Source organism: Haladaptatus ordinarius (genome assembly GCF_054177595.1).
Genome location: NZ_JBPEHH010000066.1, coordinates 1 through 22,490, shown reverse-complemented (window position 1 = coordinate 22,490; position 22,490 = coordinate 1). Strand labels below are relative to the sequence as shown.

General features: G+C 62.5%; 20 protein-coding genes, 1 rRNA gene and 1 pseudogene. 5 read left to right on the top strand and 17 right to left on the bottom strand.

Annotation, left to right across the window (positions count from 1 at the left end):
- Positions 1–107: 107 nt before the first annotated feature.
- The 5 genes and pseudogenes from ACR3FF_RS19165 to ACR3FF_RS19145 form a co-directional block, all read right to left on the bottom strand.
- A pseudogene (locus ACR3FF_RS19165) lies at positions 108–767 on the bottom strand (MATE family efflux transporter); the annotation flags it as partial.
- A 99-nt stretch (positions 768–866) separates the two neighbouring features.
- Positions 867–1,166 carry a hypothetical protein gene (locus tag ACR3FF_RS19160; protein WP_458189722.1) on the bottom strand — a complete coding sequence of 100 codons (300 nt, stop codon included), beginning with the start codon at positions 1,164–1,166 and terminating at the stop codon, positions 867–869.
- A gap of 187 nt (positions 1,167–1,353) precedes the next feature.
- On the bottom strand, positions 1,354–2,643 hold the full coding sequence (locus ACR3FF_RS19155; RefSeq protein ID WP_458189720.1) for a polysaccharide deacetylase family protein: 1,290 nt from the start codon (positions 2,641–2,643) through the stop codon (positions 1,354–1,356).
- A 143-nt stretch (positions 2,644–2,786) separates the two neighbouring features.
- Positions 2,787–4,496 carry a formate--tetrahydrofolate ligase gene (locus tag ACR3FF_RS19150; RefSeq protein WP_458189719.1) on the bottom strand — a complete coding sequence of 570 codons (1,710 nt, stop codon included), beginning with the start codon at positions 4,494–4,496 and terminating at the stop codon, positions 2,787–2,789.
- 184 nt (positions 4,497–4,680) lie between these two features.
- Complete coding sequence (locus tag ACR3FF_RS19145) at positions 4,681–5,613, bottom strand: glycosyltransferase family 2 protein (protein WP_458189718.1); 933 nt, start codon at positions 5,611–5,613, stop codon at positions 4,681–4,683.
- Positions 5,614–5,746: 133 nt separating this feature from the next.
- Between ACR3FF_RS19145 and ACR3FF_RS19140 the strand changes: the two genes are divergently transcribed.
- Together ACR3FF_RS19140 and ACR3FF_RS19135 are read left to right on the top strand one after the other, a co-directional pair.
- Entirely contained in the window at positions 5,747–5,878 is a 132-nt protein-coding gene (locus ACR3FF_RS19140; RefSeq protein WP_458189717.1) for a hypothetical protein, read from the top strand.
- 37 nt (positions 5,879–5,915) lie between these two features.
- Entirely contained in the window at positions 5,916–6,344 is a 429-nt protein-coding gene (locus ACR3FF_RS19135) for a GtrA family protein (RefSeq protein ID WP_458189716.1), read from the top strand.
- A gap of 40 nt (positions 6,345–6,384) precedes the next feature.
- On the opposite strand, the gene ACR3FF_RS19130 is transcribed toward ACR3FF_RS19135, so the two are convergent.
- Positions 6,385–6,765, bottom strand: coding sequence for a DUF7522 family protein (locus ACR3FF_RS19130; RefSeq protein ID WP_458189715.1), 381 nt, complete (start codon positions 6,763–6,765; stop codon positions 6,385–6,387).
- 135 nt (positions 6,766–6,900) lie between these two features.
- A complete protein-coding gene (gene acnA / locus ACR3FF_RS19125) occupies positions 6,901–9,678 on the bottom strand; it encodes an aconitate hydratase AcnA (RefSeq protein WP_458189714.1) in 2,778 nt (925 codons plus the stop codon).
- A 204-nt stretch (positions 9,679–9,882) separates the two neighbouring features.
- On the opposite strand from acnA, the gene ACR3FF_RS19120 reads away from it, so the two are divergent.
- Both ACR3FF_RS19120 and ACR3FF_RS19115 read left to right on the top strand, forming a co-directional pair.
- The gene (locus tag ACR3FF_RS19120) at positions 9,883–10,638 is read left to right on the top strand and encodes a S1 family peptidase (protein WP_458189713.1); all 756 of its coding nucleotides are present in this window, start codon (positions 9,883–9,885) and stop codon (positions 10,636–10,638) included.
- Positions 10,639–11,472, top strand: coding sequence for a hypothetical protein (locus ACR3FF_RS19115; RefSeq protein WP_458189712.1), 834 nt, complete (start codon positions 10,639–10,641; stop codon positions 11,470–11,472). It abuts the gene before it with no gap.
- 40 nt (positions 11,473–11,512) lie between these two features.
- Here ACR3FF_RS19115 and ACR3FF_RS19110 read toward each other — a convergent pair whose 3' ends face one another.
- The 8 genes from ACR3FF_RS19110 to ACR3FF_RS19075 form a co-directional block, all read right to left on the bottom strand.
- The gene (locus ACR3FF_RS19110) at positions 11,513–13,546 is read right to left on the bottom strand and encodes a bacterio-opsin activator domain-containing protein (protein WP_458189711.1); all 2,034 of its coding nucleotides are present in this window, start codon (positions 13,544–13,546) and stop codon (positions 11,513–11,515) included.
- A gap of 386 nt (positions 13,547–13,932) precedes the next feature.
- A complete protein-coding gene (locus ACR3FF_RS19105) occupies positions 13,933–15,156 on the bottom strand; it encodes an MFS transporter (protein WP_458189710.1) in 1,224 nt (407 codons plus the stop codon).
- A gap of 101 nt (positions 15,157–15,257) precedes the next feature.
- Positions 15,258–16,517, bottom strand: coding sequence for a DUF2238 domain-containing protein (locus tag ACR3FF_RS19100; RefSeq protein ID WP_458189709.1), 1,260 nt, complete (start codon positions 16,515–16,517; stop codon positions 15,258–15,260).
- Between the two features lie 281 nt (positions 16,518–16,798).
- Positions 16,799–17,005, bottom strand: a complete 207-nt coding sequence (locus ACR3FF_RS19095; RefSeq protein WP_458189708.1) for a hypothetical protein — start codon at positions 17,003–17,005, stop codon at positions 16,799–16,801.
- A 566-nt stretch (positions 17,006–17,571) separates the two neighbouring features.
- Entirely contained in the window at positions 17,572–18,138 is a 567-nt protein-coding gene (locus ACR3FF_RS19090) for a metal-dependent hydrolase (protein ID WP_458189707.1), read from the bottom strand.
- Positions 18,139–18,228: 90 nt separating this feature from the next.
- Positions 18,229–18,519, bottom strand: a complete 291-nt coding sequence (locus tag ACR3FF_RS19085; protein ID WP_458189706.1) for a DUF8036 family membrane protein — start codon at positions 18,517–18,519, stop codon at positions 18,229–18,231.
- A 3-nt stretch (positions 18,520–18,522) separates the two neighbouring features.
- Positions 18,523–18,801 (bottom strand): ArsR/SmtB family transcription factor, encoded by a 279-nt coding sequence (locus ACR3FF_RS19080; protein ID WP_458189705.1) that lies wholly within the window; start codon positions 18,799–18,801, stop codon positions 18,523–18,525.
- Positions 18,802–18,945: 144 nt separating this feature from the next.
- On the bottom strand, positions 18,946–19,755 hold the full coding sequence (locus ACR3FF_RS19075) for a spondin domain-containing protein (protein ID WP_458189704.1): 810 nt from the start codon (positions 19,753–19,755) through the stop codon (positions 18,946–18,948).
- 243 nt (positions 19,756–19,998) lie between these two features.
- Between ACR3FF_RS19075 and ACR3FF_RS19070 the strand changes: the two genes are divergently transcribed.
- Complete coding sequence (locus tag ACR3FF_RS19070) at positions 19,999–21,210, top strand: glycoside hydrolase (protein WP_458189703.1); 1,212 nt, start codon at positions 19,999–20,001, stop codon at positions 21,208–21,210.
- A gap of 13 nt (positions 21,211–21,223) precedes the next feature.
- Here the strand turns inward: ACR3FF_RS19070 and ACR3FF_RS19065 are convergent, their stop codons facing one another.
- Both ACR3FF_RS19065 and rrf read right to left on the bottom strand, forming a co-directional pair.
- The gene (locus ACR3FF_RS19065; protein WP_458189702.1) at positions 21,224–21,859 is read right to left on the bottom strand and encodes a right-handed parallel beta-helix repeat-containing protein; all 636 of its coding nucleotides are present in this window, start codon (positions 21,857–21,859) and stop codon (positions 21,224–21,226) included.
- Positions 21,860–22,370: 511 nt separating this feature from the next.
- A 5S ribosomal RNA gene (rrf, locus tag ACR3FF_RS19060) occupies positions 22,371–22,490 on the bottom strand; the annotation flags it as partial.

Sequence of the window (22,490 nt, the reverse complement as noted above, 5' to 3'; positions counted from 1 at the left end):
GGCGCTCTCACTGGAGTGAGACCGCCGTCTTTGGTTGAATCATTCGCTCATCCGCGCCAGCTACTCTCGTCTCGCCCCAGAAACCGAGTCAGTAATCAGGAACGATGGGAACTACCGACCGTCCCCAGCGCCGCACCGTCGACGCCCATCTCGAATCCGAAGACGAACGCGGCACTGAGAACGATGTTCGTGAGGGCACCGCCTGCCCGAACGAGCATCGGCGTCCAGGCGTCGTCGGCACCGATGTAGATGCGACTCCCGATGAGATTGAGACCCGCGAACGGAACGCCGACTGCGAGGATTCGGAGGTACGACGCGCCGAACGCTATCGCCGCCGCGTCGTCTGTCATCACCGAAATGAGCGTCGCCGGGAAGAGCGCGAAGACGGCCGCGACGGGGAGAGAGACCGCGACGACGAGCGCGGCGCTCGACCGAATCGCCTGGCCGAGTTCTCCGTACGCCTGTGCGCCGTACCGTTGCGAGACGAGAGCAATCGTCCCACCGGCGAAGCCACCGCCGAGCGAGAACGCGAGACCCCAGTACGGCGTCGCGAACCCGACGCCAGCGATGGCGACGGGTCCCACGGCGAGTCCGACGAACGCGACGTCGACCGCGTTCTTCGACATACGGGCCAACCCGGTGACGATGCGCGGCCACGCGAGGTCGGTGGTTCGACGAACGTTCTTCGGGTCGACGAGGCCGAGGTGGGAGAGCGAGAGACCGATAGCCAGGATGAGCGACCGTATCGGATTCGGGAAACGAGGCACGTCGATAGAAGTGTTTCGATTCGAAATATAATCCTTTCGATACTCATCAACCGAGTGTGACGAGACGAGGAAACGAGGCGTCAGAAGCGTCGCTCGCAGTTACGGTGACGGCGCGTTCACGAGCGACGTGAACGCGGACGGATTCTCCCACAGTTCGCGTAACGTCGCCGCTGCCAGGTACCGGGTCGGTGCGGCGACCCACTCCGTCGTCACGCTGTCGTCGGGTTCGGGCGCAGTCGGTTGGAACCACCACGCGACGTACCGCCCGTCGACCAGTTTCGCGGTCGGGAGCATCTGGTCGTTCACAGAGACGTCGACGCGGGAGTTCGGTTCGACTGCAGGAGCGTCTTCTGGAGAGTCGGCGACCAACACTTCGATAGAGACTACTCGGTCGGACATCCGGGCTCACCTCCGGGTCGCGGGTCGGGGCCAGCGTCGTGTGGACCTGTCGTCGATTCCATACGATGTCGTCTGCATGCCGCTACATGAATGTCAGTCAGGCGCACGTCTGACGGCAGTCCATCGGCCGGCGACGGCGACGAAGAATCGCTCGACGACGGATGGGCGCGGGTGAGTTCTGACGCGACTAGATGAGCAGTCCCTGCTCTTCCATGTCCGAGACCGTGACCACGTCGACGTTGCTCTGTTTGATGTAGTCCAGGATGGCTTTGAACTGCTGTTTCGAGAAGCCGTCACCGCCGATGTCGTGGAACAACAACACCGACAACTGTTTGTAGCGTGCGGCGTGGTCTATCTTCTGTTTGGTGGACTTCAGGTCACCCGTCCCGTACATCCGGGAGAGGATGGTATCTTTCTGGATGGTCGGGAGCGCGTTCGGCGATGCGCCGAACGACAGCGTCAGGTCGAAGTGTTTCTGGGCGAGTTCGAACGTCTTCGGCCCGAGGACGTTCTTCGGGACGGCCATGTACTTGTGGCCCTGGTAACCGTACTTCTTGAGCCATCCTTTTGCGTCTTTCATCAACTGCTCTTGCTCTTTGGGCGAGCGTTCGTCCATCGGCGTCGCCTGCGTGTTCGGGTGCGCGATCATGTCCCACCCGTCCGAGCGCATCTTTCGCATCTGGGTCTGCGTGAGGAAACCGTCGTCGTAAACCGCATCCGTGATGACCGACTCGACGCCCGCGAAGCCGTAACCCTTCATCATCTTGTAGGCGTTCGTGAAGTGGGATTCGAGGCCGTCGTCGAACGTAAGCATCACTTTCCCCTTCTTCGGCGTGGGAACGGTCTTGAGGTCGTCGACGTAGAACTCGACGGGGTTGGCGGAGTTCGTGTCCACCGGGCGGGCGAGGATACGTATCTCGTACACTTTCGAGAGGTCGATGGTCTTCGGCCGCTGGTCGCGCGTGACGCCGAGGTTGAGTCGCACCCACTTGCCTTTCGGGCCGTAGAGCGTGCGTTTCATCTCGACGACGTGCCCGCTGTCGGGGGCATGGAGCTGGACGGCGACCTTCACGAAGTCGTGTGAGGTGCACTTGAACGCTATCGAGAGGTTCTTCCCGCTCATATCGACGGAGTTCCCGTCGAAGTTCGCGCGGAAAATCTTCCCCTCCTTGGTCTGCTTGCTGCCGACGACATGGGCCGACTGCGAGCCTTCGTACGTCTGTTTCGTGCTCTTTTTCAGACTCCCCTGACCCTGGACGGCGTGCCAGTTTTTGAGCGACTCGAAACTCTCGAACGTCTGGGGACCGGACGAACCACCGTTCGTGGTGGTCTGGGTCGACGTGGAGGTGGTGCCAGTCGAGGAGGTTCCGTCGGTTGTGGTGGTTTCTGAACCACTCGAAGGAGCGAGTTCGGCACAGCCAGCGATACCGGCCGCACCGACAGTTGCGAGGAACGTTCTCCGGGTTTGTCGGCTCATCGTACGTGTAGCCATACTGCCACACACACTTTCCTATGATGAACCTAAACTGTCGCACTCGGTTAAATTCACAATGAGTTTTTTGTTTTTAAGTGTCGGTTAAACCATAATATCATTAGCAAAATGAGAGAAGAAGGAGTCGTTCAGAACAGACCGCGAACGGTGCCGTCTTCTTCCACGTCGACAGCCTCGGCCGCTGGTTCGGCGGGGAGTCCCGGCATGGTGAGAACGTCCCCCGTGAGCGCGACGACGAACCCTGCACCGGCCGAGGGGTAGAGTTCGCGCACGGTCAGCGTCCAGTCCGTCGGTGCCCCCTTCTTCGAGGCGTCGTCGGTCACCGAGTGGGGAGTCTTCGAGATGCAGACCGGCAGGTCGTCCAATCCCAGCGTTTCGAGTTGTTTGATGTCCCGCCGGGCGTCGCTAGTGTACTCGACCCCACTCGCTCCGTACACCTGGGTCGCCACGGTCTCGACTTTCTCCCGCAGCGACTGGTCGAGGTCGTAGAGCGGTGCGTAGTCCGAACCCAGTTCGGCCTGCTCTCGGACGGCACGGGCCAGTTCGAGCCCACCTTCACCACCGTACGCGTGGACGTCGGAGACGGCGACCGGGAAGTCGCGAGCCTCACATCCCTCGACGATGGCCTCTACCTCCGCCGGGTCGTCACCGGCGAAGTGGTTGATAGCGACGACGAAGCGGACGCCGAACGCTTCGAGCGTCTCGACGTGCCGTTCTAGGTTCTCGAATCCCGCTTCGAGTTCGCCGATACCGGCCTCGGCGATGGCGTCGTAATCGACCGGCCACTGGTCGAGGCCGTGGTATTTCAGGTCGCGGGCCGAGACCACGAGGACGGCGACGTCGGGAGCGATATCCTCGTCGGCGCGGGCGACGATGTCGGCGTACTTCTCGAAGCCCAGGTCGGCACCGAAACCGGCCTCGGTGACGAGGTAATCGCTCAACGCCAGACCGATGTCGTCGGCGATGCGCGTGTTGGTTCCGGTCGCGATGTTCGCGAACGGACCGCCGTGGACGAACGCCGGCGACCCCTCGATGGTCTGGACGAGGTTCGGTCGAATCGCGTCCTTGAGGAGCGTCGCCATCGCCCCGGCGGCGTCCAGGTCGCCGGCGGTCACGGGATTTCCGTCGTGGTCGTAGGCGACGATGGTTCGGCGAAGCCGCGCTTTCAGGTCGCCGAGGTTCTCGGAGAGACAGAGGATAGCCATCAACTCGGAGGCGGCCGTGATGACGTGACCGTCCTCACGCGGCGGCCCGTTCGCTCGACCCCCGAGGCCGACGGTCGTCTCGCGGAGCGAGCGGTCGTTCATATCGACCGTTCGCGGCCACGATACTTCGTCCACGTCGACGTTCAGGTCGTTTCCGTGGTGGATGTGAGCGTCGAGCATCGCAGAGAGGAGGTTGTGTGCGGCCGAAATCGCCGGGATGTCGCCGGTGAACTGGAGGTTGATGTCCTCCATTGGTAACACCTGCGAGTAGCCGCCGCCCGCCGCGCCACCTTTGATGCCGAACACCGGACCCAGCGACGGTTCGCGGACGGCGACGCTGGCATTCTCGCCGAGTTGGTGGAGCGCCTGTGCCAACCCGACCGTCGTGACGGTCTTGCCCGCACCTTTCGGCGTCGGTGTCATCGCCGTCACGACGACGGTGGTCCCGCGTTCTTCCTCGCGGAGAAGACGATGTGTCGCTTCGAGGGTCAGTTTGGCCTTGGTGTCGCCGTACAGTTCGAAATCGTCGCGTTCGAGACCGATGTCCGCGGCAACTTCGTCGATAGGTCGGAGCGTGCTCGTCCGTGCGATGTCGAGGTCGCTGGGTACGTCGGGGGAGTCCGTTCGTCTCATGATGGGTTCCGTTCGTAACTAGCGTCGCTAGTAGCATCAATCGTCCCACCGATTCCCGGTCGGTGAGAATATAACCGCTACACAGCACCGATACCGGCACCGTTCCTCCGGATGTTGCCGGACGGTCGGCGGTGAAACGACGAGGAGAATCGGGGCGGAATCGAAGAGGCGACGCTGAGACCAGTCAGTCGGCTTCCTGGATGACCCGAACGTCGAACTTCCCCCGCCAGCGGTAGCGACGACCGCCCCAGACGAACGTCCGCCGCGCGAGCCCGTAGAAGAAGAGCGGAACTTGCACCAGCATCACGGGGTACGCCAGGAGCGCAGTCCACCGCCGAACGCCGAACGCCGCGTACGTCCCCGCGACGAGCAGCGTCGAGAGGACCAGAGCGGGGAGCGGAAAGGCGACACAACAGAGGGCGACGAGCGACGAGACGACGCCCATGACCGCCGTGTCGCGTTGCTCGTGTCGCCGGACGATCTGGACGAATCGAATGTGTCGCTCGCACGTCTCACGAAGGGTGCCGCCGACCTCGACGGTCCGCGTCCGCTTGATGGGCGTCACGTCGAGGTACTCGGACAGCAGTCCGTCGTCGCTCACGGTGCGACGGAGGTTCCGCAAGAAGGCGTCGACGTCGACGTCGACGTCGTCGCGTTCGAACACCACCCCACCGCCCCACGCTTTGTGTGAGCTGTAGGCACCGAGCGTCCCGCCGAGGGCGTAGACCGGCTCCAGCAGACACGAAAGCGGGTCCCGGCCGACGAAAAACGGGAGCTCCGAGACGGGACCGTGTCGGTCGTAGTCGGTGTGCAGGACGGCGAGCCAGTCGGGTGGGTGGTGAAAGTCGTCGTCCGTCCACACGAAGCGGTCGTGACGAGCCGCCTCCATTCCGGCGGCTATTGCGTTCGCCTTGCCGGAACACCCCGCCGGCTCACCGGCGAAGACGATTCGAACGCCGTCTGGCAGCGAATCACGACGCGCTGCGACGGGGTCGGCGTCCGTGTCACAGACGACGAGAAGTTCGTCGTCCGGTTCGAGCTGGTCGGCGACCTCCTCGCACGCGGGCGTCCACTCGACGGTGGGGAGGACGACGCTCGTCGGCGGGGCTGTCGACATGCGTCCCGATTCTGGAACCGTCGTCGTAAACGTGTCGAAAGTGGTTCATCTCTCGTGACCGCTGCCGACGGTGGGTACTGCGAGCAGATACCAGAACCTTCAGTAGCAGAACGGACTGATTACGACATCGTGGATGAATCACGTGCTGGCACCCACGGGGAAAGCGGTCACCGCCGTTTCGACACACGGTTCCGGACCAACGGGAGCCTGCGCGGGGGAACACGAGGACCGGAAGACGGCGAACGTCGTCGTGCACGCGGAGTAGTATCACACGGCCCCGCGTCTCCCTCGGAGGGGTACCGATGAGGTTCCAGGCGTTCCTCCGTAATCTCTTCAGCGGCCCGATAGCCCCCCAGCTCAGGCGGTTCGTCGTGGTCGGCACCGTCGCCTCGGGGGTACAGACGGTGCTCCTCTGGCTCCTCGTGGAGTTCACCCACCTGGAGTATCTCGTCGGCGCGCTCCTCGCTATCGAGGCGACCATCGTCTTCCAGTACGTGCTCAACAACGCGTGGACGTTCCGTGCGACCCAAAACACGGGGCGCGTCTCGTATCTCCTCGGACTGCTGAAAACCAACCTCGTTCGGGGGAGCGCCATCCCTATCCAACTCAGCGTCCTCTACATGCTGGTGACGTGGCGTAACGTCCCGTATCTCGTCGCAAACGTCGGTGCAATCGGGGTCAGCGGCATCTATCGGTACGTCCTCGACGCCCGGTGGACGTGGGGAGAGTAAGCGACGCGACCACCGGGTCGGCACCACGGGGGAAACGAGGCTACGTCTCCTCTGCGAGCACCGTTTTGACCGCCGCCGCGACCTCTTTGAACCGGTCCATCTCGAGGGGATCGGTCGTGACGAACACGCCCGAATCACCGACGATGACGCGAGTGACGTAACCGAAATCGAACACGCGAATCGTGAACACGTACTCCCCGAGTTCCGAGCCCCCGTAGGTCTGTTGTGAGGTGAACCCCAACCGTTCGTTCGCGACGAACCGGTCGATGTCGGCGTCGCGTTCGAGGTCACTTCGGAGGTACACCTGTTCGTACTCGTCCACCGTGAAGTAGGTGATACTTCGTAGTTCGTCCCCGATGACTGTTCGACAGGCACTCACGAACTGGTCCGTCAGTTCGTCGGAAACCAAACCCCCTGACATGAGCTACCGTACGACCTCCACCACCAAGAAACGTGACCCGCTTCGTCTCAGACGCGCGTGCACCTTCGTCGTCTGAGGCCAGTAAAGACGCGACGAAAAATCCGATCGTGACCGCGATTGGTCGCCGCGACTACGCTACTGTTCGGTGAGCAGTCGGCGCAACACGAGGTGCAGGATGCCGCCGTTCTCGACGTATCGGACGGCGGCGGGCGTCCCCACCTGCGCAGTGACCGGGAACTCCACCGTCGAGCCATCTTCGCGCTCCGCGACGACGGTGAGTTCGTCGTTCACGTCCAGGCCGTCGTCAAGCCCGCGGATGTGGAAGTGCTCCGAGCCATCCAGGCCGAGCGACTCCCAGCCGTCGCCGTCGGCGAACTGCAGGGGCAAGACGCCCATGCCGACGAGGTTGTCGCGGAAGATGCGTTCGTAGCTCTCGGCGATGGTCGCCTCCACGCCGAGCAGCGAGGTTCCCTTGGCGGCCCAGTCGCGGCTCGACCCCGTCCCGAACTCCTCGCCGGCGAGAACGACGAGCGGGACATCGTCGTCACGGTAGCGGCCGCTGGCTTCGAAGACGGTCGTCTGCTCTTCGGAGGGGTGGTGAATCGTGTAGCCACCCTCGACGCCGTCTAGCATCTCGTTCTCGATACGGACGTTGGCGAAGGTTCCGCGCATCATGACTTCGTGATTGCCGCGGCGGGACCCATACGTGTTGAACTCGTGGGGTTCGACGGCGTGTTCGACCAGCCACTCGCCCGCGGGCAAGTCTCGGCTGAACGGCCCGGCCGGGCTGATGTGGTCGGTGGTCACGGTGTCGCCGAGGAGCATGAGACTCCGCGCGTCGTCGACGTCGGCGACCCCCGGCTCTTCGAGCGGGAAGTCTTTGAAGAACGGCGGTTCGCGGATGTACGTCGACTCGTCGTCCCACTCGTAGACGTCGCCGGTCGGGGCGTCTAACGCCTCCCACCGTTCGTCGCCCTCGAACACCTCGGCGTATCGCTCGGTGAACATCGACGGGTCGACGCTGGAGTGGATGGTCTCGTGAACCTCGGCCGGGTCGGGCCAGATGTCGGCGAGGTAGACCGGTTCGCCGTCGTCGTCCGTCCCGATCGGGTCGTGTTCGAGGTCGATGTCCATGCGACCGGCGAGTCCGTAGGCGACCACGAGCGGCGGGCTAGCGAGGTAGTTCGCGCGAATCTTCGGGTGGATTCGGGCTTCGAAGTTCCGGTTCCCGCTGAGCACGCTCGTCGTCCAGAGGTCGTGGTCGTCGATGGCGCGCTCGATGGGTTCGGGGAGCGGTCCGGCGTTCCCGATGCAGGTCGTACAGCCGTAGCCGACGACGTTGTATCCCAGTTCTTCGAGGTACGGGAGCAGCCCCGACGCCTCCAGATACTCCGTGACGACGCGGCTTCCGGGCGCGAGGCTGGTTTTCACGTACGCCGGAACGTCCAGGCCGCGCTCGACCGCGTTCTTGGCGAGCAGTCCCGCGGCGAGCATCACGGACGGGTTCGAGGTGTTCGTACAACTGGTGATCGCACTGACGACGACGCTGCCGTGCCCGATTTCAGTCTGTTCGCCGTTCACGTCGACGGAGACTTGTTTCCCGAGGTCGCCGATGCCCTGCTCGGGGAGGTCGGCGTCGGGGCGTTCGTCGTCGAAACTCCCCTCGCCAAGCCAGCGCGTGAGCGCGTCCTCGTCTACCTCGTGGAGCTGGTCTTCGAACTCGCCGTGGACGAGGTTCCGGAAGTGGGGTTTCATCTCGCCCATCGGGACGCGGTCCTGGGGGCGCTTCGGGCCGGCGAGGCTGGGTTCGACCGACGAGAGGTCGACTTCTGCGACCTCGGTGTACTCGGGTTCCTGTTCGCCGAACAGCCCCTGTGCGTCTAGATACTCCTTTACGAGTTCGATGTGGTCTGCGTCGCGGCCCGTGAGTTCGAGGTAGTCGAGCGTTGCCTCGTCCACGGGGAACATGCTGATGGTCGACCCCTGTTCGGGAGCCATGTTCGCGATAGTCGCTCGGTCGGGGACGGTGAGCGACGAGACGCCCGGGCCGAAGAACTCGACGAACCGGTCGACGACGCCCACCTCGCGGAGGTGTTCCGTGATATGGAGCACGAGGTCGGTCGCCGTCGCACCCTCGGGGAGTTCGCCGGTGAGACGAACGCCGACGACCTCGGGGAGTTTCATCGTTATCGGCTGGCCGAGCATCGCGGCCTCGGCTTCGATGCCACCGACCCCCCAACCGACGACGCCGATACCGCCGATCATCGGCGTGTGACTGTCGGTTCCGACTAGGGTGTCCGGCAGGAGCCACCGGTCGCCGTCGTTCTCGCGGTCGTGGACGACTCGCCCGAGGTGTTCGAGGTTCACTTGGTGGACGATACCGGTTCCGGGGGGCACCACGCGGAAGTCGTCGAACGCTTCCTGTGCCCACTTGAGCGCCCGATAACGCTCGGCGTTGCGCTCGTACTCCAGTTCGACGTTGCGCTCGTAGGCGTCGTCGGACCCGAAGTAATCGACCTGGACGCTGTGGTCGATGACGAGGTCGCAGGGCACCTCCGGTTCGACGATGCTGGGGTCTCTGTCCGCTCGGTCGACTGCCGAGCGGAGCGCTGCCAGGTCGACCACCGCAGGGACGCCGGTCAGGTCCTGGAGGACGACGCGGGAAGGATTGAACGGGACTTCGACGTCTGGCACGTCCGGTTGCCACGACGCCGCGTTTCGAACGTCGTCTTCGGATATCGTCTCCCCGTCGACGTTTCTGAGCACCGATTCCAGGAGGATTCGGATGCTCACCGGCAAGCGGGAGAGGTCACAGAGACCCTGTTCTTCGAGGACGGTGAGGTCCGCCATCTTGTAGGTCGTATCGCCGAACGTTACCTCGTTTATCGCCCCAAAGGGGTCTGTTTCAGGCATAGTTTCGACTACGCACGGCCGTCACTTCAAGGATGCTAGTCGCGAAAACGTGTAAACGCCCCCGATACGGTGGGTCGACACCGACGTCCCCCGACGAAGACGATTCCGACCAGTTCCGACCTCCGTGGCAGAGGACGTTCCCGAACTCGTGACCGGCAGTCGACTTTATTCACCTCCCGATGGTAGTCGGAGCGACCGAGAACGATGACCGACCGACTCACCCGACGAGGGTTGCTCCGTTCGGCCGGACTTGGCGTTCCCACCCTGTTCGCCGGACGGGCACGAACTGCGGCGACACCCTCCCGCGGCCGGCGGGACGAACGGACCGAGTTCTCCGCGAAGACCCGTAGACGGGCGAGGACGGTCGGACAGCGAGTTCGACGGTCTGTCGTGAAGATAACGGAGACGGGAACGGAGCACACCCTGGGAACGGGGTGGGTCGTCGACGACGGATCGCTCGTCACCAACGCACATCTCGTCCAGCGGACGGAGACGGTCGAAATCGAGACGTTCGACGAGCGAACCGGCCCGGCAACTCGCGCGGGTTACCACCGCGACCTCCGTCCCGACATCGCGCTCTTGCGGACGGACCTCGAAACGCCGCCACCGCTCTCGGTAGACGCGACTGCGACCGTTACGACGGGAGAACCGGTAATCGCGGTGGGTCACCCTGCGCCCGTCGGCGACTGGGTCATCAGTCTCGGTCGATACGACTCCTACGACCCCCGGACGAGGTGGCTACTGGCGGTCGTCCCGACGGCGGACGGGAACAGCGGTTCGCCGCTCGTGACCCTGGACGGCGACGTCGTTGGGTGTGTCAACGGAACCTCACGGACGGAACGGGAACGAGCGCGTCTGGACCGACCCGAGGCCGTCTACACGGCGTACGAGTCCCGAACGACGGTGGCGACTGCGACGCCGGGGAAAACGATTACGGAGTGGGTCTCCAAGTGGCGATGAATGAAAGATTTTCCGCCGGTGCCACCGGTCGAAACTGCGCCACCCGAACTGTTCGAGGGGGGGCACCTCTGGATACAGGAGCGAATCGACGGCGCGGACGTTCGCTTCCAACTGGAGCAGTCGGGCGTGATCCGGTTCGGTGACCGAGAACGCGTGTTCGACGTGGACGAGATACCGATGGGGTATCGGCACGTCGTCCGTCACGTTCGGGAGTCGCTCGACCGGGAAGCGGTTCGCGCCGCTATCGACGACGTCGAATCGGTCGTGTTCTTCGGCGTGGCGACACGACGTCAGCGAATCGACTACGAGTGGAACCGTCTCCCCTCGTTTCTCGGAACCGACGTGTGGTCGGACGTGAAGGGTCGATACCTCCCACCGGACGTCGTCGAACGAATCTACACCACGCTGGGACTGACGCCAATCAACACGTTCGAGAAGGAGACGCGAGCGGTCGATTTCGACCCCGACTCCTACGAGATTCCCCGGTCTACGTGGTACGACGGACCCGCGGCGGGCGTCGTCGCCCGAAACAAAACCGGACAGCGTGCGCTCTTACGTAATCCCCGATTCGAGGGGGACGACGAATCCACGCCCGTTACCGACTCTCCCGAGGCACTCGCACGGCGGTACGTGACGAACGAGCGAATCGAAACCGTCGTGGCCGAACTGGAGCGTCGAAACCGGCCGGTGACGGTCGAGACAGTGTACGAGCGAGTCCTCGAAGACGTCGTTCGGACGGAGTACACCCACCTCTTCGACGGTGCGGAGTCGGTCGACCTGCAAGCGTTTCAGTCCGAAGTCGCCGCACGAACGCGTCGGTACGTCGAAACGTGAACCGCGCCCGAACTCACGCTCGGAGGCCGACCCCGAGAACTCACGTGTCGTAGAGGAGTGCGAACACCTTTCGCTGGGCGTTCCGTAGATGCTGGTGGTACGTCGGAGGGGAGACGTCGAACACTCCGGCGAGTTCTTCGGCCGTGCTATCGCGGGGCCACTCGAAGTACCCCGAGAAGTACGCGGTTCGTAACGCGGTCTGTTGGCGTTCGGTGAGCGTTTCACCGATGGAGTGGCGGAACTCCTGAACCGTTCTGACCGGCCGTTCTATCGTCGTCTTCTTGCTCAGTTCGATGTCGGGAAACTGTCGTTGCAACTGGGTGATGAGCGAACGGAGGTTCGTATCGGGTGAGACTTCGACGGTGAGGTGGACGACACCGTCGGATGCGACGCCCCCCCGAAGCCGGGCACCCTGTTTCAACAGCGACATCGCGAGTGAGTGTTCCGTCAGACTCATCTCGAGGAGTCCGCCGTCGTCGGACGTTTCGATGACTCGCACGCCAGCGACGGTCGATGCGTCCGCAGCGAGTTCGACGAGTTTCTCCGGTGACATCCCATCGACGGCGATGTACTCCACGGCGAGGCCGTCGTGTGTCGGCACGAGTCCTTCGAGCGTGAAGGTGGCACCGGTCTGTTTCGACGTTCTGGCGACGAAGATACCCTCGTCGGTCGTTCGGAATACGAGTTCGAGAACCGTATCCGCGTGCAACAACTTCGTCTGCTCTGCGGCGTTGATGGCAGAACCGACCGTTTCCCCTAGCTCTTCGAAGACGGTTCGTTCGCGTCTATCGAAGGCCTTCGAACGGTTCGCGTAGACTATCAACACGCCCAACGTCCTCGTTTGAAACTGCACGGGGATGAGGATGATAGAGCGATACCCGCGTTCGGTAAGCGTCGTCTTGAACTCGTCCGGAAACGTCGGTTCGTCGCCGATGTGCGGAACGACGACGAGCTCCCCCGTCTCGTAGACGTGGTCCGCTGGCGTCTCCCGTTCGTGGAGTACGTCGAGATTCGAGAGCGCCTGGGTGAGTTCGTCGTCCATTCCAGCGACTCCCCGAGCGGTGTACTCCGTCGGCGTTTCGCCTCGATCGACGAACAACGCCGATTGATACAGCTCGGAGGAGACGAGTTCGTCACAGACCGCCTGGACGACTTCGTCCGGCGTCGTCGTGGAAACGAGCTTCTGATTGACGCCTCGAATGGTTCGATTGACCCGGTTCAAGATTTCGAGTTCGTCCCGCTGGTCGGCGAGCATTCGCTCTCGCTCCACTCGTTCGGTTATCTCTCGACCGATACTGATGATGCCGACCGGCTCTCCGTCGTGGGTGAGAACCGAGAAGTAACTCTCGAAGTCGATTCCAAACTCGTCGGCGGACGTCACCAGTCGACCGGAGGGGTCGTCACGTTCGAACAGACGGTCGAGTTCCGCCGCCGCCTCCTCTAGCGCTGCTTCGGTGATGAGCCCTCGCTCGACGGCGATGGAGATGTGCTCTCCGACGAGGGCCTCTCGCTCGATTCCGAGCAGTTCCGTGAAAGCGGGATTGACGAGTTGGAAACGGTAGTCCAGGTCCAGAACGCAAATCGGGTCACGGGCGGTCTCCACGACTGCCTCGTACGTTTCGAGTCGTGCTTCGCGTTCTTTTCGAGCGGTGATTTCGTAGTAGAGTTCGACCCGGCCACCTGCGTAGATGCCGTCGATAATCGGTTTGCTCCGGTGTTCCAGATAGCGCTCGGCCCGCTTCTCGTCGGCCAGAACGTGACACTCGAATCGTTCGGTAGAGGTGTTGTCTTCGTAGGTAGCGAGCACGCGGCGGACGAACTCGTCACCGGACTCGAAGATGTCTCCCAACGCATCCTGGATGAGCGACGGTTTGTCCCGCCCCCTGATGGCTGTCGTATCGAGTCCGAAGTACTCGCCGATGGTCTCGTTCGCCCAGACGATAGCGAAATCCGAATCGAGAATGAAGACCCCGATGTCAGAATCGTCTAACACGTCGTGAAGGATGGACGTGTCGATTACGGGGTTCGAAACGTTCTCCCCTCCGTCACTTTCTCGCGTATTCCGGTTCGTCATCGCTCGACTCCCACGTTCTCCCTGTGTTCACAGAGGCAACACCCGTGTATAGGTGTTCGCACTAGCGGGGTGACGAGTGTGCCCTGACCGCCCGTTTCGTCGCCTCCGCCGTCGGCGAAAACCGAACACGACGGCGTTTTCGTCCCGGCTGTTCTCCACTGGCAGCGTGAGCACCTGCGAACACACCACCGGCCGTCGCGCCGAGCGTCGGACACCCACAAAACATATACCAGACCCGGTGAACGAACTGAGTGTGACGAGAGTCCTGCTCCCCTGAACGAGCCGGGGTCTGGTGCCATCAACCACGACCCTCCTCGTCACACTGCCTCTGACTTCCTGTACCACGCACCCTCGGAGCGACCAGTCCCTGCAATCGCCAGTGGCCGTTACGTCCCGTCGGGCAACAGAAGATAACAACCCAGCGCGAGCGCCGAGAGGACGGCGAGTACGAGGAACGCGGCGTCGAAACGGTCAGCGTCGGCGAAGAAACCAACGAACGTCGACCCGGTGGAAGCGACGAGGAAGAAGCCGGTGCGGATGAACCCCCACGCCGCACCCTCGACGTGGTCGGGGAGCGTCTCGACGATGTAGGCGTTCGTGACCGGTGCGATCGCCATCCTGGTTCCGAGAACGACGACGACGACCGCGAGCACCGTCGTCCTCGAAGCCAACGTGAGCGCGATGGGTGTGACGACGCCGATGGCAGTGACGACCAGCAACACCGGTTTGATTCCGATGCGGTCTGCGGTGTTACCGGCGACCACCTGCGAAAAGGCGCCGGAGACGAACATGAGTCCGAACAACAGCGCGGCGGTCTGCTGGTCGAGTCCTTTCGTCTCGAGATACACCGGGAGAAACGCCGTCAATCCCTGAAAGACGAACAAGAGGAGTCCCACGGCCACGGTCGCGAGGAAAATCGAACGGTCGGAGAGCGTCCCAACCACGGCGCGGAGGAGTCGTGCCGGTCGAAGAGTCGTGTCCGTCGTCTCCGGGGCGGGAGCGTGCTCGGGGACGACCCGCCACGCCAGCACGGCGACGGCGAAAAACGGGACGGCGAGGCTTCCGAGGACGACCCGCCATCCGACGCGACCGACGACGGCGGTCGCGGCACCCGGGAGAACTGCCGACCCGATACTGCCCATGGCGAGAGTGACGCCGAACGCCATCCCCGCGTTACCGGCGAAGGTACGCGAGAGAACGGTTCCCCGACTCGGCCCGTAGAGTCCGGAACCGAGTCCGAAGGCTACGCTCGCGGCGAAGAAGACGGCGAACACCGGAGAGAATCCGACGAGACAGAGGCTCAGCCCCGAGAGACCGAGGCTTCCCGTCAACAGGACTCGCTCGCCGATTCGGTCGACGAGCACCCCGGCGGGAAACTGCATCAGTGCGTAGCCGACCCAGAGCGCCGTGATTGCGAGTCCGACGGTAGCGTTGGAGACGGCGAACGTGGACTTTATCTGTGGCAACAGCGCCGGGATGAGAAATCGAAGCCCCAGCGTGAACGCCCACCCAACCGCGACGGCGACGAGCAGCCACCCGCGACCGTCGCCGCGAAGCCCGGACACCAGGTCTCGAAGATATTCGACGGCCGACCGACGACTGTGCGACATCGATACAGTAGGTCGAACGTGGGCGGGCAGTGGGTTAAACGAGTGGGTATCACCGAATGTGACCGGTATCGACCCTGGATAGAGAGCTCGTCGGTCGACCGTCACTCCGACTCTAATTGACCCGCGAGAGCGTGGGAAACCTTCGAGAGGTGAGCGCCACCCCAGACGGCGACGACGAGGCCGCCGACGGAGTCGAACACGAGGTCGAGCATGGTGTTGGAGAGCGAGTACTGGGCGAGAATGCTCTGCGTGCCGGTCGCGGCAGCCAACCCGTCGAGTCCGAACTCAAGCAGTTCCCAGAGGACGCCGAACGCGAGCGTGAACAGGAGGATGAACACGACCATGAACTTCCGTGGCAGGTAGACGCTGTCGGCGTGGACGTCGAGGGCTCGAACTGTGGTGTAGCCGGCGGCGGCGACGAGCGACGAGGAGAGCGCGTGAGTCAACTGGTCCCACAGCCCGAAGGACTGATACAATCCCAGCGTGCCGACCGCGTGCAAGAAGACCGGCACGACTATCCAGAGCGTCAACCGGGTGTCGATTGGGAGCCGCAGGTTTCGTTCCAGCACGCCGGGTAACGTCGTCAGCGCGAGTGCGATTGCCGCGTTGACGACGATGCCGCCGCTCGTCTCGACGAGGCCGATGACCAACACGCCCACGAGCAGGAGTTGGAACGCCCGGACCACCCGTTTCTGGCTGCTGTCGGACAGGTTCCCCCACCCTTCGGTCGGTTCGACCGCCGTCGTGTTCTCCGGGCGGTCGCGTCTTCCCCCGGCATCGAATCCGAACCGCCCCGTATCGACGCGCCGAAAGTACGCGGCGAACACGAGACCAGCACCGACGCCCGCGGCGGTCGCGGCGAGCAGCGCCCACATCACGGCGTTGAGTCCCGAGAGAGTCTGCGTGCCGAGGACGCGGTCTGCGGTCCACTGGACGACCGCCCACAAACCGGCAACCGCCATGGTCGCGGTGACGACGAAGACCACCGCGAACGACGACGAGAACTCGACTGCGGTGAAGGTGTCGAACTCGACGGCCAGCACGAGGGCGAGTGCGGCGACGGCGAGGAACGTGGCGACCGAACGCGGGAGGAACGACCCGAACGGGACGCTAGCGAGTGGAACGGCCGCGAAGAGGAGCACTTCCCACGGGAGCATCACCGTCGGACGTCGGTACGTGCCGACCGGCAGCAGTGAAACAGCGAGTGCTGTGGCACACAGACCCGCCCACAGCGGGTCGCCGTCGATGGCGCTCACGAGCGCGGAACTGGCGACGGCCGCGACGAGCACCCACGCCGCGTAGGCGTTTCGACTGCGGCGAACGACACCCTCGTCACTCGGGTCGTCTTCCCTCCCTACCATGGGGGCGATACGAACGGCGAAAGGAAAACGTGACCGGCCCCGGACCGGACCCCCTGCACCACCCGCATCGTCTCTCGGACGGTTCGCACCCCCGGAGGCGGTGGTCACGGTGCTCCCGACGACCGCGCCCCCAAGGCCATCGGACGCGACCGACTGGACGAGAAACTGCGGTGGGACTGAGACTCGTCACGTCGACCTTCGAGTTCGAATTCAGCGTTGGACGGTCTCCGCCCCACTGGCACCCCTCTGGAGGGTTTCCACTGCTCAGTGGTGTTCGCGCTCTACCGCCGTATCGGGGTAGGGATGTCGAGTCTCGTCATCCGGTTCGTCGTGATGTCCTGCACCTCGTCGTACCCGTGGTCGACGAGAGTACGTTCACTCTCCGGCGTCCACACGTCCATCTCCAGGATGCCAACGGCCAGTCGCACGACGGCCCACGGAATCACGGCGAATAGCCCGACGATGGCCACCCACGCGAAGAGGAGCAACAGCAGGTCGAACGGGCGGTCGTTACTCGCGTACCAACAGAGTCACGCCGAGAAGGCAGGCCAGGAGGACGACGATGATGATTCGAACACGAGTGATGGTCGCAATCTCTACAATCGTGTTCACGAACGTCGTAAGCATCGTTACGACTGTTAGCGTTTCCTTGAGTATGTGAGTCGTGTTTCTCATAGTGGAGGTGGGTAGGGGATATCTGCCGACCACGCCGACTGCGTGGTCACTCTTGCATGGGGAGGCATGGCTTATGACCCCCGACGACCGTTTTCGCTTCACGAACGGTCGAACTCGATTAGCTGGGAAGTAATGCCGTCGCAGTGTGGAGGTCTTCGGTCGGAACGAGAAACGACCGCACTCTCGGCGTTGCTGTCGATGAACGGAATGAATCAGTTACCCCCGTGCTAAGATGTACCGACTATCGTACCGATTACGGCCCTGCTAAGAGCACTGCGGGAGTACTGAGATTTCTATGGCCATGCTAAGACCCCCCCATCGAACCCCTCTCATCTTCCGGCGACCAGTCTTGGTCTTTCGTCGTCCAGTCTCTCCTTCATCAGCCCTGTCGGTGTTCGCCGATACGGTAGCGCGTATCGAGAGGGTAGCTCTCGTACCGGGTGAGCACGAGATGGAGCGCGACCGCGACGGCGAGCAACCCGAAGTTCCAGACGACCGACTTGTAGTAGATGACGTCGATGATTACCGTCTGGTCGAAGACCGGCCAGAACGGCGAGAGTGGGGCTGCGATGTCGGGTGCCGAAAGCAGGTCGGCGAAGATGTGGCTGATGCCGCCCGTCAGCAACCCAGCGGTAGCGAAGACGAATACCGTCTCCGCTGTAATCTCGGTGCTTCTAATCCATCGATGAGCGTTGAATCGGGTCGTAAGCCAGCGGCTTGCGACCAACCCGGTGAGGACGCTCACGAGCGCGACGAACAGCAGGGTGTGGGTCACTCCGTGGTGGGTGACTGGAAAGAGCTCCCGAAGAACCAGGTCGACGTCCGGAAGCATGGCAGTCACCAGCGCGAACCCGGTGAAGCCAAGCGCGCCTCGGCGACCCCAGACTATCCACGCCGGAGCGGCGAACAACAGGGCCATCGCGAAGTGACCGCTCACGTCGACCATGTGTGCAACCGGATGGCATTCGCAGTGATACGTGTTCTGGCTTCGTCGGATCTTTTCGCCTCCGTCTCGCACTCCGACGCACCCGATTCTCTACTTCAGGGTGACGTAGGTGAGAAACGCGAGCGCGACGAACTGGAGCGCCCGAAGGATGAGGACAGACTGTTGCACCTTGGGCGACATCGCGTAGAACCCCTGCATTGTCACGAAGTAAAACAGTGCCATCGCGTTCTCGATGAGCATGACGGCCGCGAACGCGACGAGGCCCAACACCAACTGGGACTTGAACAGCGTGTAGTTCCGAATCCACACTCCCGTCAGTGCGAGTAGAAAGAGGACGTTCACGCCCGCGAGGACACTCGCCGCTTCTATCGTCGTTGCCATGGTTCAGAGCTCAGTTTTTTCGAGTATCGTCTCGAACGTCTCGCGATAGGATTCGAACCGGTCGGTGAGAAAGTACAGCTTCGCGTACTTGTTCTCGCTCGATTCGACGACGCCGTGGTCTTCGAGCATCTCCAGGTGGTGTCGAATCGTCTTGTAGCCGAGGTCGAGTTCGTCTGCGAGCTGGTTTGCGTTCATCGGTTTCTCGGAGAGGACGCGGATGATTCGCACACGGTTCTTCCCGCCGCGCGTCGCTGTGAGCAGATACCAGAGCGCCTTCTCCATCGCACGTTCCTACATTCCTGTGTGTCAGACGTGCATAAATGCTTTTGCAGGCGACGTCGCTGAGCGCCCCGATACGAGAGGGGTAAAGCGATCGGCGGGGGTTGGTCGCGTCGTTCGTCGTCGGTCACTGTGTGTGGGGGTCGGTCACTGTGGCTGAATCGTCAATCTCAGCACGTCACACGTCTCGGGGTAGTCGTAGCCGTTGACCTCCGTAATCGGGACGACCGTTCCGCGTTCGACGAGTCCGAGGCCGGGTTCGCTCTGCAGGTGGGCTTGATTCGATCCGTTGCCCGGCTCTTCATTGACTTCGGTTCCTGCGTCCCAGAGCGAGACGCTGTCGGTTACGTCGCCCATGATCGGTTCGTTTCCGTCGAAGAGTCGAATCCCGGACGCGCCACCGAGCGCGAAGAACAGGTCGTTCGACGGGACGAACATCGACACGAGAGAGAGGCGAGTGCTCGACGCCTGTGCTGCTTCGATATCGAACTGGTAGGCTTCACCGGGCGGGAGGGGGCTCGGTTCGTCGCTCCCCATCGGCGTCGTGAACGCGCCACTCGACATGACGGAGTCGCGGTCGGGGAGCGACGACGCGAGTCGCTCGGGGTTGCCGTCCTCTGCGACTTCTTCGAGACCGTTGTTTCGCTCGGGGTCGCCCGACGTGAATATCGGTTCGTCGTTCCCGTGGACGGCGTAGGCACCCGGTGAGAGTGGAACCGGTTGTTCTGCGCGTTCTCCGTCGTGGCTCGTCGTGAGCGTCGTGCCCGTCGAGACGTTTTCGAGTCGGACGGTGAACGCCTGCATCTGGTTCTGGCTGACGCCGACGGTGCTTCCGATTCCCGTGACGCCGAGTGCGGTCACCCCGGCGGCAGCGAGGAACGTTCGTCGTGACGTTTCGAACCGATTCGGTCTATCGTCGTTCGACTTCGGTGTGGGGCGTGGGTCTGTCGTAGTCATCGAATCCCGTGCGCTGGAACGCACGAACGAGAATCCGTCGGACGATTAAAAGTAGATTTTTCTATATTTGTGCCGAGTCTTTACCAAATCTCGGTCGAATCGGTTCCGAGACGCGTCCAACTCGCCACAGACTGCTATTCGAGGTTCGGCGTCGCGTGAACTGGCGCTGGCGGGACAGTTCCGTCGCCGAATCCACGGGTATCGAAGGGTTACTTTGTTGCCCTTCGAGAGCGAACGGTGGGTATGAGCAGGCGAGTCGGCCGCCGTGAATTTCTCGCGTTGGGCGTCGGGGCAGGTGTTGGTTTGGGTCCCAGTGTATCGAAAAGTGGAAACGTCGAAGCCCGTGGCTCTGGTTCGAGACGGACGGGAAACCAGCGTCGAACGTCGCTCAACCTGCCGCCCGAAACCGACGCGCCAGTGGACGTTCGCGGTGCAATCTACATCCCGACGCGAGCGTTCAATCGCTACCAGATGTGGCGAGACTACGACCCAGCGATAATCGAGCGCGATCTGGGATACGCCGCGAGCATCAACCTGAATGCCATTCGAACGTGGTTGAGTTACGAGTACTGGTTAGAAAACGAGGAGCGACATCGAGCAGCGCTCGAACACTTTCTGGACACCGCCGACCAGCACGGGATTCGCGTCCTGTTGGGCCTGTTCGATAGCGTCGGGCGCGAACCGACGTACGAAAACCTCATCAACGACGACCCCCGAACCGCTGTGCAGGCGTTCTCGCCGTCCACCAGAACGATGGCAGAGAAAGCTCTCTGGGACAACCCCCGCGATTTCATCGTCTGGTTCATGGAGCGGTATCGCAACGACGAACGCTTACTCGCCATCGAACTGACCAACGAACCGGGGTGGAATCGCAAGGACATCAGATTCTTCAGGGACATCTCGAAGACGTTCACCCTGTACCGCGGGGAGATTCCACTCACGGTCGGGTCGACCAGTCTGGCGAACAACGTCGAATACCTCGACTGGGGGATGGACATCCTCCAGTTTCACTACAACTTCGCGCGAACGCCACAGTTGTACGAGCGCGTGCTTCGACAGGCGAACAACGTCTCGGAGAAACTCGACGCGCCAGTCTGGCTCTCGGAGTGGCAGCGAATCCGCCCCGGCGACAAGTTTTTCGCCGAAGTGTCCGGACGGGCCGCAGTTCCCGACTACTCCTCGCTCGCACCCACGATACAGGCATACGGCGTCGGGAACTTCTTCTGGTCACTCATGGTCAAACCGGCGTTCTCTCTCTATCTCCGACAGAAGGGCGTGCTCAACGGACTCTTTCACGAGGACGGGGCCGTCTGGAGTCTGGACGACGCCCGGAGTATCAAAGCCATGTCCGGTAACCCCGAGTACGAGGGCACCGAACGACAGGAGTATCCCGACTGGGCCAGCGTCATCAAGAAGAAAAAGACGATCGCTCCGGGAGAAGAACAGCCGGAGTGAGACCGTCGAACACTCACCCGTCGTTTTCGCGTGACTGACCACGGTCTTCCGTCGTATCCGCCGCACGGTTGTTCCGGAAGTGCGTCGAGGAGAACGTGACTTCTCGGCTGTTCTCGTCGATTACGACACCGAACAGGTTGTTCGTCACCCACGAGTTCTCGACCGAGACGCGCGTACTGTTCCAGACGTTGATTCCCTCCGTGCTTCGAACCGTCGTCACGTCCCGAATCGTCGCGTTCGTGGTGTTCGTGACGTGGATAGCCCGATTCCACCGTTCGACTCGCACGGAGTGGATGGTGACGTTGGTCACGCTCCGTTTTTCTCCGACGAGGATGCCAGTCGTGTCGGTGACCCCTCTCCCGAGAATCTTGTGACCGGACCCGTTTATCGTCACGTTATTCGCATTGACTTCGAGACAGCCGCTCGCCAACCCGGCCGCACCGCCGAAGTCTCCCGTCAGAACGTACCTTCCCGGCTCGTTGATTTCACGACAGTTCTCGATGGGTGTCGGGTGGTCGGGTTTCGGAGCGGGCTTTTCGTTGCTCGGGAGTTCGACGACGTCGACAGCCAGTGTCAGTACGACGAGTAGGAGCAGCGGTGTGACGATGAGAAACTTGTGTCCTGCAGACGAGACGTCGATGGAGACCATTCGTACACCACCTATTCAATCGTCTGCGTAATAAATGTCGATGGATGGGATGTTAGCCGTACCGCTCGAACCGCGGCCGGAAACCTGCCCGATGGAAAGTATCGAAACGTCGACCGTTCGGCGACGAACGCTCGCCTTCGACGGTCGTTCGACGTCCGTTCGGTGTCGTCCTGCCCGAACTATCGTCTCAAGGTGAGATTTCTATCGCTTCTCGATGGGCGTCTCGTTCCGTCCAACGCGGCGATTCTGTTCAATCCGACGTTTCCAGTCTCGGTATCGAGAGGACGACCGGACCAATCCGTCCACGTTCGACGGACGGTGACGCTGGGGGATTCGTGACAGCACAGCGGGTGTATGCACCACGTGCATCCGAGTGACGATTCGACACGAGATGACCGTCACCCGTCACGAAGAACCCTCACCGTCTTCGGTTCGTTGGTACTCCTGGCGAAGGAGAAAAACCCGCCCGAGAGCAGGCGCTCTCGGGCGGGTGATGAATGTGAGTATGAGTGGGAGGCGGCGAATCGAATTTCCCAGAGGCTCGCGCACTCCAGTACTGACCGAAACGCAGGCAGGCTTAACTACCGTGTTCGGGATGGGTACGGGTGTGTCCCTGCCGCTCTGGCCGCCT